General features: G+C 74.4%; 11 protein-coding genes. 5 read left to right on the forward strand and 6 right to left on the reverse strand.

Annotated features, from left to right (window positions below; translation table 11 throughout):
- Positions 1 to 50: 50 nt before the first annotated feature.
- From BUE41_RS25400 to BUE41_RS25415, 4 genes are all read right to left on the reverse strand, one after another.
- Positions 51 to 950 carry a hypothetical protein gene (locus BUE41_RS25400; RefSeq protein ID WP_084755813.1) on the reverse strand — a complete coding sequence of 300 codons (900 nt, stop codon included), beginning with the start codon at positions 948 to 950 and terminating at the stop codon, positions 51 to 53.
- A 260-nt stretch (positions 951 to 1,210) separates the two neighbouring features.
- Positions 1,211 to 2,194 carry a glutamate ABC transporter substrate-binding protein gene (locus BUE41_RS25405; protein WP_073459842.1) on the reverse strand — a complete coding sequence of 328 codons (984 nt, stop codon included), beginning with the start codon at positions 2,192 to 2,194 and terminating at the stop codon, positions 1,211 to 1,213.
- Entirely contained in the window at positions 2,191 to 3,522 is a 1,332-nt protein-coding gene (locus BUE41_RS25410; protein ID WP_084755815.1) for a hypothetical protein, read from the reverse strand. The genes BUE41_RS25405 and BUE41_RS25410 overlap by 4 nt, the downstream gene beginning before the upstream one ends.
- 32 nt (positions 3,523 to 3,554) lie before the next feature.
- A complete protein-coding gene (locus BUE41_RS25415; RefSeq protein ID WP_073459843.1) occupies positions 3,555 to 4,241 on the reverse strand; it encodes an IspD/TarI family cytidylyltransferase in 687 nt (228 codons plus the stop codon).
- Positions 4,242 to 4,328: 87 nt separating this feature from the next.
- Here BUE41_RS25415 and BUE41_RS25420 point away from each other — a divergent pair, with 87 nt between their 5' ends.
- Both BUE41_RS25420 and BUE41_RS25425 read left to right on the forward strand, forming a co-directional pair.
- Entirely contained in the window at positions 4,329 to 5,228 is a 900-nt protein-coding gene (locus BUE41_RS25420; RefSeq protein WP_073459844.1) for an oxidoreductase, read from the forward strand.
- Between the two features lie 112 nt (positions 5,229 to 5,340).
- Positions 5,341 to 7,233 (forward strand): LCP family protein, encoded by a 1,893-nt coding sequence (locus BUE41_RS25425; protein WP_143172347.1) that lies wholly within the window; start codon positions 5,341 to 5,343, stop codon positions 7,231 to 7,233.
- 67 nt (positions 7,234 to 7,300) lie between these two features.
- Here the strand turns inward: BUE41_RS25425 and BUE41_RS25430 are convergent, their stop codons facing one another.
- Both BUE41_RS25430 and BUE41_RS25435 read right to left on the reverse strand, forming a co-directional pair.
- The gene (locus tag BUE41_RS25430; protein ID WP_073459846.1) at positions 7,301 to 7,975 is read right to left on the reverse strand and encodes a response regulator; all 675 of its coding nucleotides are present in this window, start codon (positions 7,973 to 7,975) and stop codon (positions 7,301 to 7,303) included.
- Entirely contained in the window at positions 7,972 to 9,585 is a 1,614-nt protein-coding gene (locus tag BUE41_RS25435; RefSeq protein ID WP_073459847.1) for a sensor histidine kinase, read from the reverse strand. Before BUE41_RS25435 ends, BUE41_RS25430 begins: the two co-directional genes overlap by 4 nt.
- A gap of 77 nt (positions 9,586 to 9,662) precedes the next feature.
- On the opposite strand from BUE41_RS25435, the gene BUE41_RS25440 reads away from it, so the two are divergent.
- From BUE41_RS25440 to BUE41_RS25450, 3 genes are all read left to right on the forward strand, one after another.
- The gene (locus tag BUE41_RS25440; RefSeq protein ID WP_073459848.1) at positions 9,663 to 11,018 is read left to right on the forward strand and encodes a cation:dicarboxylate symporter family transporter; all 1,356 of its coding nucleotides are present in this window, start codon (positions 9,663 to 9,665) and stop codon (positions 11,016 to 11,018) included.
- A 322-nt stretch (positions 11,019 to 11,340) separates the two neighbouring features.
- Complete coding sequence (mihF, locus tag BUE41_RS25445) at positions 11,341 to 11,652, forward strand: integration host factor, actinobacterial type (protein ID WP_073459849.1); 312 nt, start codon at positions 11,341 to 11,343, stop codon at positions 11,650 to 11,652.
- Between the two features lie 113 nt (positions 11,653 to 11,765).
- Complete coding sequence (locus BUE41_RS25450; RefSeq protein ID WP_073459850.1) at positions 11,766 to 12,629, forward strand: alpha/beta fold hydrolase; 864 nt, start codon at positions 11,766 to 11,768, stop codon at positions 12,627 to 12,629.
- The last annotated feature ends 236 nt before the right edge of the window (positions 12,630 to 12,865 follow it).

A 12,865-nucleotide genomic window follows, 5' to 3' on the forward strand; every position in this document is an offset into this window, starting at 1 on the left:
CCCGAGCGGCACGCCGAGGCTCCCTGACCGGGACGCGCCGGCGTACCGCTCTACCGCCAGGTGTAGCCGCGCTGCGCGAACGCTGCCCGCAGCTCGCGCTCGAACCTCTCCGGGCTGGCGAGGTCGGCCGCCGACGCCCGGACGACGATCCATCCGCGCCTGCGCAGGTCCTCCTCGCGCGCCTGGTCCTCGGCCGCCCGACCGGCGTGTGCCGCATATCCGTCGTACTCCGCTGCGATCCGCACCGACGGCCAGGCCAGGTCAAGAATGCAGATCACCGTCCCGTCGAGCGCGGTGAGCTCCCAGTTCACCTCCGGGAGCGGGAACCCCGCGTCCACGAGCTTCCAGCGGAACCGGCTCTCCGCCGGTGACAGCGATCGGGACGACGCGAGGTCGAGGAGATTGCCTCCCCGCACGGTTCCTCGCGGATCCAGCCGGCGACGGATCTTGCCGGCGATCTGCTTGCGCAGGACATCCGCGTCGGGGCCGGCCAGGCGCAGCGCCTCGTCGGCGACGGTGAGCGCGTCCTCCGGCCGGGCCGTGCACAGCAGATCGGCCACCGTGCGGTCGAGCGAGAGGACGCGTAGGCCCTCCACGTCGACGACGTCGCGCGTGAACATCCCGCAGTGGTGGACGACCAGCCCCGGACGAGGCTTGAAGGTGCGCCCCGGCCGGACGGTGATGTGGGTGTTCGCCGCGGTCAGCGCCCGGCAGCCGTGCAACGTCGTCGCGGTCGGACCGGACAACGCGGCATCGGTGCCGGCGAGCAGCAGTGCTGCGGCGCCGCGGGTCAGCGGATCCAGCCAGCGGTCCGCGGCGACCACAACGAACCTCCACAGAGGACGTAGCTCGCCGGTGGCGAGCGCCGACTTCACCCGGTGTGTGCCGAACTCCGCGGCGAGGTCGGCCCGCAGGTGTGCGCCGTGCAGCCCGGCGGCGGTGATCTGCATAGGCCCACCGTGAGTCGCGCCGTTCGAGAACGGGGACGATCTCGACGATCTGTGGACGCCCTGGGGCACATGGGGACAGGTCGACGTCCCGAACCGGCGGCTACTTGACAACCTCGGGGAAACGTGTCGGCCGTCGCGGGCGAACTCACCGTTCCCGCGGGGGCAACTCGCCGACCTCCACGGGGCATCTCGCGCACTCGCACGGGGCAACTCGCCGGGCCCGTCGGGGCAACTCGCCAGGCCCGTCGGGGCAACTCGCGTCAGTCGCGGTACGCCGGGGGCGGGATGGTCGGGAGGGGATCGAGGACCTCACCCAGCCACGCCCGCCTGCTCGCCTCCAGCGACCCGTCCGCGCGCGCCCGCTCCAGCACCCCGTTGACGAACCGCACCATGTCGTCGGCCCCCTTCGGCACGGCGACGGCGTAGCGGGCGGAGTCGAGGGCGCGGCCGACGACCTCGGTCTGCGGGTCCTGGGCGGCGAGGCCGGCGAGGACGACGTCGTCGCTCGACACCGCCTGCACCCGCCCGGCCTGCAGCTCGACGACGCAGTCGGGGATGCCGGGCAGCGCGACGACCCGCACGCCGTCGGTCCGCCTCAGCACGTCGACGGTGACCGAGCCCGCCGACGTGCACACCGTCCGCCCGGCGAGGTCCTCGATCTCCCGGATCCCGCTCCCCCGCGGCACGAGCAGCCGCTGCGTCGCCGTCAAGTACGGCGCGGAGAACGACACCACCTGCTGGCGCGCGCACGTCACCGTGAACGTGTTGACGGTGACGTCGGCCTGCCCCGACGCGACGACGGACGCCCGGTCGGCGATGTCGACCACGACGAACTGGATCCGGTCCGGGTCACCGAAGATCGCCTGGGCGATGGCTCGGGCGACGTCGATGTCGAAACCCTCCAGCTCGCCCGTCGCGGGGTTGCGGAAGCCGACCCGGTACTTGCCCTGGTCGACGGCGGCCCGCAGCCGCCCGCGCTCGGCGATCGCCGCCATCGTCGACCCGACCGGCATCGCCCCCGGCGGCGGCAGCGGCCCGGGCCGCAGGCTGTCCTCCACCTCCGTGCACGGCGCCGGCGACGGCGCGCCCACACCGGGAACCGCCTGCGCCGGGGGCTCCGCCGCACCGCCCGCGGCCGGCCTCGAGGCCGGCACGAGCGAGCCGGCCAGCGCCAGCACCGCACCGACGATCACGTACAGCAGCGGCCGGCGGACGTTCACCGACGAGACCGTGGCCCGGCTCATCGGTACTCTCCGATCCGTCGCCCCAGCCCGGCGACGGCCCCCACCGCGGCGACGAGCGCGAGCACCGCGGGCCCGCCGCTGATCCCGGTCAGCGCGGTCCCCGCGGTGCCCGTCGCATCGGCGAACGCCACCCGCTCGGCGGCGAGGGCCTCCGACAGCTCGGCGTCGAGCCGGTCGAACCGACTGCCCGACGTCGTGGGTCCGGTCCCCACCGCGGACGCGACGGCCTCGGCGTAGCGCCCCTCGTCGTCCAGCGCACGCACGGTCCGGTGCGCCGTCTGCCAGGCTTCGGCCGCCGCGCGGATCTCGTCGATCCCGGCCGTCGCCCCGGGATCGGCCGCGGCCGCGGCGGCGGCGAGCAACCCGCCCCGCCCGTGCGGGCCGAGCACCTTCTCCATCTGCTCGACGTAGCCCGCGTCGGCGGTGCCGCTGTTGCGCGCCACCAGCACCAGGCTCTCGTTGCTGCGCGCCTGCAGCACCGCGGTCCCCGCGTCCTCGAGCGCGTCCGCGACGCTCACGTGCCGGTCCGCGTCGGCCAGTTCCGCCCGGCAGACGACGGCTGCCCCGGCCCACCACACCAGCGCCACGACGAGCGCCCCGCCAGCGACGGCGAGCCCCGGGCTGAACACCCGGTTCGTGCGCCGGCTCTCCCGCACCGACACGTCCACGACGGCGGCGAGCGCGGCCACCAGCGTGATCACCGGCGCCCACGGGACGTCCCCTGCGGACGCGAGCCGGTCCCGCAGCAGCGCGGTCTGCAGCTCCCGCAGCGTGTCCGCGGCCGGCAGCAGCTCCGCCGTCATCAGCCTCGACGCCGTCGTCAGGTACGACTGCCCGAGCGGCAGGTTCTGCCGGTTGTGCACCCGCGCCGTCTCGACGAGCGCGGTGTAGACGGGCAGCTCCTCCGCCAGCGTGGTCACCGCGGCGGCGGCCGGATCACCCGCCGGGAGCTTGGCCGCGGCGTCGACGAGGAGGGCCGACGCACGGGCGATGTCGGCGTCGTAGCGGGCGCGCACGGCCGGGGGCTCCTGCCCACCGGAGACGAACCCGCTGGTGGCCATCGCGTCGGCGTCGGCGAGCAGGCGGTAGACCGCGCCGGCGTCGGCGACGATGCCGCCGATGCGGTCGCCGCCGTCGGCGACCGCGCGGGCCCGCTCGATGCCGGCCACCAGGCTCGCGACGCCTGCGATCAGGCAACCGAGCACGAGGACCGCGCACACCCGGCGCAGCCGGTCGGGGGTGGCGTCGCCGCGGGCGATCTCGCGCAGCCGGTCGCGCAGCCCGTCCGAGTGGGTGTCGGGCGGTCGCGTCGGTACGTCGATGCTCACGTGACGACCCCCCGCTCCGCGAGGAGCCGAGGTTAGCTCAGCAGACGCTCCGCCACGACCAGATCGTGCGGGTACGTGACCTTGATGTTGCGCGCGCTGCCGGACACCCACCGCACCGGGAGGCCGCGCGCGTAGCGGGCGACGCAGGCGGCGGTGTCGGTGCCGCTGAACCCGTCCGCGGCGGCGGCCTCGTACGCGTCGAGCAGCTCCGACGCCCGGAAGCCCTGCGGGGTCTGCACAGCGACGAGCCCATCGGCCGCAGCGGTGAGCGTGTCCCCCGGCCCGGCGACGGCGAGCCCCGGCCGCGGCAGGCCGGGCACGGCCCCGCCGTCGGCCCGCGCGACCCGCAGCACCTCACGCACCAGGTCCGTCCCGACCAGCGGCCGGGCCCCGTCGTGGATCAGCACGACGTCGATCTGCCCGGCCCGGATCTCCGCGGCCAGCGCACGCAGCGCCGCGAGCTCGGAGTGCTGGCGGTCCTTCCCGCCGGCGACGATGCGCGGCCCGGGCCCGACGGCGGCGCGGGCCTGTTCCTGTTCCCCGTCCCGGACGACGAGGACGACGGTGCGGAACTCGGGCAGCGCGGTGAACGCGGAGACCGACCAGGCGATCATCGGGCGCCCGCGCAGCGGGAGGAGCACCTTGTTGCCGGCGGCGCCGACACGGGATCCGGTACCGCCGGCCAGGACGACGGCGGCAGCGCCAGCAGCGGGAGGCACGGGCCCAGTCTGCCGGGCGAACCGGACGTCCCGGACACGGACCGTATCCGGCGACGGCCGCAGGGCTCCGGTCCGTATCGTCGAAGCATGTCCTCGTCCGCCTGGAGCGCCGCGGAGATCCCGGACCAAACGGGCCGGCGGATCGTCGTCACCGGGGCGAACAGCGGTCTCGGTCTGGCCACCGCGCAGGCGCTGGCGGCCGCGGGCGCGCACGTCGTCATGGCCTGCCGCGACACCGCCAAGGGCGCGGCGGCCGCGGCCGGACTGCGCGGCTCGGTCGAGGTCCGCGCACTGGACCTGGCCGACCTGTCCGCCGTGCGCGCGTTCGCCGACGCGCTCGACGGACCGGTCGACGTGCTGGTCAACAACGCCGGGGTGATGGGGGTACCGTTCCGGCGCACCGCCGACGGGTTCGAGATCCAGTTCGGCACGAACCACCTCGGCCACTTCGCCCTGACGGGGCTGCTGCTCGACCGCCTGACCGACCGGGTCGTCACGGTGACGAGCCTCATGCACCGCTTCGGCCGGATCCGGCTCGACGACCCGAACTGGGAGCGCCGCCGCTACCGCACGTGGGAGGCGTACGCGCAGTCGAAGCTGGCGAACCTGGTGTTCGCGCTCGAGCTGGAGCGCCGGTTCGTGGCGGCCGGGTCGCGGTTGCGCTCGCTCGCCGCGCACCCCGGGTACGCGGCGACGAACCTTCAGGCGCACACCGATCCGGTCATGAGCCGGCTGCTGGGCTGGGGCAACCGGCTGCTCGCCCAGCCGGCCGCGGACGGGGCGCTGCCGACCCTGTACGCCGCCACGGTCCCGGACCTGCCCGGCGGCACCGTGGTCGGCCCGGGCGGCCCGGCGCAGCTGCGCGGCGCGCCGCGGCCGGTCGGGTGCAGCGCCGCCGCACACGATCGCGCGGTGGCCCGGCGGCTGTTCGAGCTGTCCGCCGAGCTCACCGGGGTGGACCTCAGCGTGCCCCGGACGTCGGCATGACACCGCCGCCGACGCAACGGCCCGTGACCGTGATCACTGCGCGTAGGATCCCGCCATTCTCGACGACGAGTCACGAACGGGTCGGCGTTCGAGGACACGGGAGGTGAGCGGCGTGGACGACGCACCGCGTCAACCGCGACGCCCCGATCCCGAGCCGTGGCCGCGCCGCGCCGAGCGGACGGCGCAGCAGGACGGACCCCGCCGGCGCACCGCGGGCTGGCCGGCGGGCCGCGGGCCCGACCGCGGATCGGGCCCCGAGGAACGGCCGGGCGGTCCGCTGCGCCGCCGCCCCGAGCCGCCCCGTCGCCCGGCGCAGGGTCGCCCGGGCGGGCCGTCGCCGACCGAACCCGCCACCCAGCCGGTCGGCCCCCGGCGCGCCGCACCCATGCGCGTCGAGCCGGCCACGCGCCCGGTGAAGCAGACCCCCGCCGACGCCCCCGCCGATGCCGACAAGCGCACCGACAAGGTGCCGCGGGTCGCCGACCAGGCCGAGCCGAAGACCGCGCGCGTGGTCTCCCCCGCCCGCACCGACCGCGCCGCGCCCGTGCGCAGCAGCCCGGTCACCCGCCCGCGCACGTTCGGCCGTGCCCTGCTCGCGACGGCCGCTGCGACCCTCGTGCCCGGCGTCGGGCACCTCATGCTGCGCAGGCGCCGCAGCGGCACGCTCATCGTCGGCGTGTTCGTACTGCTCGTGCTGTCGGCGGTCCTGCTGGTCACGACGGCGAGCCGCGCCACGCTGCTGGCGAACCTGCTCTCGACGCGCGTGCTGGTGCTGCTCGCCGTCGGGGCGCTGGTGGCGGGTGCCGCGTGGATCGCGGTCATCGTCCGCACGTACCTGCTCGCCCGCCCCCGCCCGCTCGGCTTCGGCAAGCAGCTCGTGGGCGTGGTGGTCACCGCCGCGCTGTGCCTGGTGATCGCCGCCCCGTTCGGCTACGCGGCCAACCTCGCGAACGCGCAGCGGACCTTCATCGAGGACCTGTTCGGCGGCGACACCGGCGGCACCGCCGCGGCGGAGGCGATCGGGAAGCCGCGGCTGAACGTGCTGCTCGTCGGCAGCGACGCCGGCCCGGACCGCGAGGGCACCCGCACCGACACGATGATGGTGGCGAGCATCGACACCCGCTCGGGGCGCACCATCCTGTTCGGGCTGCCGCGCAACCTCGGGCACGTGCCGTTCCCGCCCGAGTCGCCGATGGGCAAGAAGTTCCCCGACGGGTTCTACAACCGGGCCGATCCGCTCTCCGGCGACTACCTGCTCAACGCCGTCTACGCGTGGGGGCGCGACCACCCGCAGGACGCACCGGCCACCCCGACCACCGATCCCGGCCTGAACCTGCTGCACCAGACGATCAGCTACATGCTCGGCCTGGAGCTGGACTACTACGTCGAGGTCAACATGGCCGGGTTCGCCGCGCTCATCGACGCGCTCGGCGGGCTGTGGGTCGACACCGGCCCCAACCCGGTCCCGGTCGGCGGCATCCTGCCCGACGGGCGGCGGGTCAAGCCGGACCGCTACATCCCGGCCGGCCGCCAGCTGCTCAACGGCGAGGATGCACTGGCGTTCGCCCGCTCGCGCACCGACTCCACCGACTACGCCCGCATGGGCCGGCAGCGGTGCCTGCTGCAGAACCTGCTGACCCAGAAGAGCCCGACGGACATCCTGGTGAACTTCCAGGCGGTCGCGAACGCCACCACCGACAGCGTCTCGACGAACATCCCGCAGGCAGTGCTGCCGTCCTTGGCGGCGTTGGCCGGGGAGGACACGGTGCGCCTGGAGAGCATCGCGTTCGACCCGAGCCTGCCGGACCCGAGCCGCCCGGACGGCAAGTTCTCCACGGCGCGGGTGAACACCGAGTACATGCGCGAGGTGGTGCAGCGGGCGATCAACGGCCAGCCGCTGCCGACCGTGGAGCCGACGGCCACGCCGCGCGCGTCGGCCTCGGCGAGCGTCACCCCGACCCCGCCGCCGACCGGGCCGCAGTCGCTCGCCGAGGTCTGTGGCTGATCAGCACGGCTGATCAGCACGGCTGATCAGCACGGCTGATCAGCACCGGCTGATCGACACCGGCTGATCAGCCCCGCCAGACGTACTCGACCTGCGGCCGGCCCTGGCTCCCGTAGCGGGACTGCCGGGTGGCCACGCCGATGTCAGCGAGGTGCTCGAGGTAGCGGCGGGCCGTGACCCGGGAGGCGCCTAGCCGCTCAGCCACCTCCGCGGCGGTGAGCGGAGCACCCGCCGCCTCCAGCACGCCCGAGACGGCGTCGAGCGACTCCCGGCTGATCCCCGGTGGCAGGCCGGGATCGGGGCCGGGCGCGCGCAGCGCGTCGAACAGCTCGTCCACGTCGCCCTGGGCCAGCACCGGCTCAGCCCGCAGCCGCTCGACGTAGGCGCGGTGGCTCGCGAGCTTCGCCGCCACGGCGCTGAACGTGAACGGCTTGACCAGGTACTGGGTGGCACCGAAGGCGACGGCAGCCCGCACGACCTCGACGTCCCGCGCACGGGTCACCATGATCACGTCAGCGGTCCGGCCCTCCGCCCGCATGCGGCGCAGCAGTTCCAGGCCGCTGGTGTCGGGCAGGTGCACGTCGAGGAGCACGAGATCGACGCCGGTGCTCGCGAGCAGGCGCAGCGCCTCCGCGCCGGTGCCGGCCGCCCCGGCCACCGTGAACCCGGGGACGCGCCGCACGTAGGCCACGTGGGCCTCGCGGGCCACCGGGTCGTCCTCGACGACGAGCGTGCGGATCACGCCGGCACCCGCCGGCCGGCCCGCAGCGGCAGCCGCACGGTGAACACCGCGCCCCGCTCGTGGTTGGCCGCGACCGCGCGGCCCCCGTTGCGGTGCGCGGCCTGCGACACCAGGGCCAGGCCGAGTCCGCGGCCCGGCCCGGCCGCGGCCTTCGTCGAGAACCCGCGGACGAACAGCCGGTCGGCGACGGCGGGATCGATGCCGGGCCCGGAGTCCTGCACCGCCAGCACCAGCTCGCCGTCGCCGGCCTGCGCGTCGAACCGGACCCAGCGCGGCGCCCCGCCCTCGAGCGCGGCGTCGATGGCGTTGTCGAGCAGGTTCCCCACGATCGTCACGAGGTCGCGGGGATCGGCGGCCCCCGCAGGCACGTGCGCGGTGTCGGCGACGGTGAGCTCCACGCCCCGCTCTGCGGCCTGCGCGGCCTTGCCGACGACGAGCGCGGCCAGCTCGGGCACCTCGACGGCGGCCAGCACCGCGTCGGTGAGCTGCTGGGCGACCGCCAGCTCCTTCTCGGCGTAGGCGAGGGCCTCGTCGGCGCGGCCCAGCTCGATGAGCGCGACGACGGTGTGCAGCCGGTTGGCCGCCTCGTGGGCCTGGGCGTTGAGGGAGTCGGCGAAGCCGCGGATGGTCTGCAGCTCGTCGGTGAGCGCGCGCAGCTCGGTGTGGTCGCGCAGGGTCACGACGGTGCCGAGATCGCGTCCGTCGCGGACGGCGGGCTGCTGGTTGACCACGACGATGTGCTCGGCGGTCAGGTGGATCTCGTCGGCGGCGACGGCGCGTTCGGCGAGCGCGGGCCCGAGCGGGGCGCCGACGGCCTCGGTCACCGGCCGGCCGACGACCTCGCCGGACAGCCCGAGCAACCGCCGCGCCTCGTCGTTGACCAGCTGCACCCGCCCCGCGGGGTCGAGCAGCAGCATGCCCTCGCGCACCGAGTGCAGCACCGCGCCGTAGTAGGCGTACATCCGCGACAGCTCCGCTGGACCCAGGTCGTGGGTGGTGCGGCGCAGCCAGCGGCTGATCAGCCACGTCCCGGCCGCGGCGACCACCAGCGCGAGCGCGGCGATGCCCAGCACCAGCGACAGCGACTCGCCCAGCGCCGCCGCCACCGCCGTGACGCGGCGGCCCACCGACACCAGCGCGACCACCTGCCCGTCCACCTCGACCGGCACGACGGCGCGCACGGATGGCCCCAGCGTGCCGGTGAAGGTCTCGGTGATGGGCCGCCCCTGCGCGGCCGGGGCGATCGTGCCCAGGAACCGCCGGCCGACCTCGGTGGGCGTGGGGTGGGTGTAGCGGATGCCCTCGGACGTCATGACGACGACGAAGTCGGTGGCGGTCCGCCGGCGCACGTCCTCGGCCAGCGGCTGCAGCAGCTCCGTCGGGTTCGGGGCGGCCAGCGCCGCCGCGACCGCGGGATCGGCGGCCAGGGTGTGCGCGATCCCGAGCATCTCGCGGGCCGCGGCCTCGTCGTTGGCGCTGCCGAACTCCGCCGACGCCCCCGCCGTCACGCCCGTGAGCACGAGCGCCACGACGGCGGCCTGGAGGACGAAGACGCGGCGGGCGAGGCTCCACGACCGGGCGAACGCAATGAACGAAACCGTGGCTGCCATCACACCTCCCCCCATGCTGTGGCGCATGGTCGTCGGCTGAGGTCCGCCGACGCAAACCCGACGGACTGGGGAGCACCGTGGCATCCACACAACCAGGTACCGGCACCGCCCCGCGCGAGCGCGACCGGACCCACTACCTGTACCTCGCCGTCATCGCAGCTGTGCTGCTCGGCATCGCGGTGGGCTTCGCCTTCCCCGGGGTGGGCAAGAGCCTCAAGCCGCTCGGTGACGGGTTCGTCGCCCTCATCAAGATGATGATCAGCCCGATCATCTTCTGCACGATCGTGCTGGGCATCGGCTCGATCCGGGAGGCCGCCAAGGTCGGCAAGGTGGGCGGGCTGGCGATCGGCTACTTCCTGCTGATGTCGACGTTCGCGCTGGCCATCGGGCTGGTCGTGGGCAACGTGCTGGAGCCGGGCACCGGGCTGGACGTGTCGCAGATCGGCGGCACGGTGCCCAGCACCGAGCAGGAGGGCACCGTCGAGTTCCTGCTGGGCATCATCCCGACCACCCTGTTCTCGCCGCTGGTCGGCGACAGCGTGCTGTCGACGCTGTTCGTCGCGCTGTTGGTCGGGTTCGCGCTGCAGGCGATGGGCGAGGCGGGCAAGCCCGTCCTGCGCGGGCTCAAGCACGTCGAGAAGCTGGTGTTCCGCGTGCTGGCGATGATCATGTGGGTGGCGCCGGTCGGCGCGTTCGGCGCGATCGCGGCGGTCGTCGGGGCCACCGGGGCGGCCGCACTCGTCGCGCTCGCCCAGATCATGATCGGGTTCTACCTGACCTGCTTGATCTTCGTGTTCGTGGTGCTCGGGCTGGTCCTGCGGTTCGGCACCGGACTGTCGATCTTCGCCCTGGTGCGCTACCTGGCGCGCGAGTTCCTGCTGATCGTGTCCACGTCGTCGTCGGAGTCGGCGCTGCCGCGGCTGATCGCGAAGATGGAGCACGTCGGCATCTCACGGCCGGTCGTGGGCATCACGGTGCCGACGGGCTACTCGTTCAACCTCGACGGCACCGCGATCTACCTGACGATGGCGTCGATCTTCATCGCGGACGCCCTCGGCACCCCGCTCTCGATCGGCGACCAGATCGCGCTGCTCATCTTCATGATCATCGCGTCGAAGGGGGCGGCGGGCGTGTCCGGAGCCGGGCTGGCCACGCTGGCCGGCGGCCTGTCCTCGCACCGGCCCGACCTGGTCGACGGCGTCGGCCTGATCGTCGGCATCGACCGGTTCATGTCCGAGGCCCGCGCCCTGACCAACTTCGCCGGCAACGCGGTCGCGACCGTGCTGATCGGCAACTGGGTGGGCGAGCTCGACCGCGCGAAGGCCGAGCGGGTGCTGGCCGGCCAGGAGCCGTTCGACGAGGCGACCATGCTCGACGACCACCCGACCGCCGAGCAGACACCGGTCTTGGCAGCGAGCTCGCCCCGCGCGTGACGGCCGAGCCGTGGGCCGCCCCGGCGTGTCGCGCGCCGGGGCGGTTCCGCGCCCGCTCGACGAGGTCCGCACCGCGCCGCGACCGTGCGCGGCCACCTCTCGACACACCCGCCCCTACCAGGAGGAACTACCTCACGTGATCGGGGAATTCACCCTCCGGATCGACGCCGCACGGTGATCGTGTCGTGACCACCGGGAGATCCTCATCGCCTCGAAAACCCGGCCCGAGCAGCGGACCGTCAGTGGCTTCTGCCACTCTTGGCCCGAAGTGACCTGCGCAGACATCCGTTCGGGGTCTGCCTGGAGAGGGAAAGGAACCGACATGGCTCTGCCCACGCTCACCCCTGAGCAGCGCGCCGAGGCCCTGAAGAAGGCCGCGGCCGCCCGCACCGCACGCAAGGAGCTGCGCGAGGCCATCGCGTCGGGCAAGGAGACGATCTCCGACGTCCTCGGGCGCGCCAAGACCGACCAGATCGTCGGCAAGACCAAGGTGGCCGACCTGCTCAAGAGCCTGCCCGGCTACGGCCCCGCCAAGGTCTCCGCGCTCCTGGAGGCCACCGGGATCGACGCCTCCCGCCGCGCCGCCGGCCTCGGCGAGCGCCAGCGCCAGGCGCTGATCGACGCCCTCAAGTAGGTCCCGCACCGGCAGTCCGGGCGCCCGGTCCCGCCATGAGCGGGGCCGGGCGGGTCCGGACCGGTGATCAGAACCTCGTGGACGCGGCGGGCGCTGGACGGCAGTCTGTGGCCGTGGAGCGCTACGTCGACGTCGCACCGGGTGTCCGGCTATGGGCCGAGTACCTCCCGGCCACCGGGCCCACCCCGGGCGCCCCGATCCTGCTGATCATGGGCGCCAACACCAGCGGGCTCGCCTGGCCGGACGAGCTGGTCACCCGGCTCGCCGAGCACCACCCCGTGATCCGCTACGACCACCGCGACACCGGGCGCAGCACCTGGTCGGAGGACGATCCCGACTACGGACCGATCGAGCTCGCCCAGGACGCGATCGCCGTGCTCGACGCGTTCGACGTGCCGCAGGCGCACCTCGTCGGCATGAGCCTCGGCGGCATCCTCGTCCAACTGCTCCTGCTGGACCATCCTGAGCGCATCGCCACCGCCACGGTGTTCTGCACGGGCCCGCTGCCGCTGCCGGGCGTGGAGCTGCCCGGCCCGGCGGAGCCGCTGCTGCGGATGTGGGCCGAGCTGGACGACCCCCGCGACGCGGAGGGCGAGCTGACCTGGCGCGTCGAGCACTGGCGACTGCTGAACGGCACCGGCACCCCGTTCGACCCGGCCGAGTTCCGCGCCCTCGAGGAGCGGATCATCGCCCACACCGGTCACATCGACGCCCCCAGCGCGCACGCGCGGATGGTCATCGAGGGTCTCGACCGCGGCGCCGAGCTGGCCGGCGTCGACGTCCCGACGCTGGTGATCGAGGCACCCGACGACCCCGCCTATCCCCCGCCCAACCACGGCACGCTCGCCCGCGCGCTCGGCGCGGGGCGGCTCGTGCGGATCCCGGGCATGGGGCACGCGATCAACCGCACGGTGATCCCGCCGCTGGCCGCGGCCATCCTCACGCAGACGCAGCAGCGCACACCCAGCCACGCCTGACGGGCCGGGACGCAACGAACGGCACTTTCGTGCACCTGGAGTGGACGAAAGTGCCGTTCGTTGCTCTAGCCGGGCCTGAGCCGGGGCCTTGACCGGGGCCTGAGCCGGGGCCTTGATCGGGGCCTGAGCCGGGGCCTTGATCGGTGCGGCGGCCGGGGCGGGTCAGGGCTCAGGAGGCGAACCGCTCCTGGGCGTCGGCCCAGTTCACGACGTTCCACCAGGCCTTGACGTAGTCC

The sequence above is a fragment of the Pseudonocardia thermophila genome, from assembly GCF_900142365.1.
Lineage (GTDB): Bacteria > Actinomycetota > Actinomycetes > Mycobacteriales > Pseudonocardiaceae > Pseudonocardia > Pseudonocardia thermophila.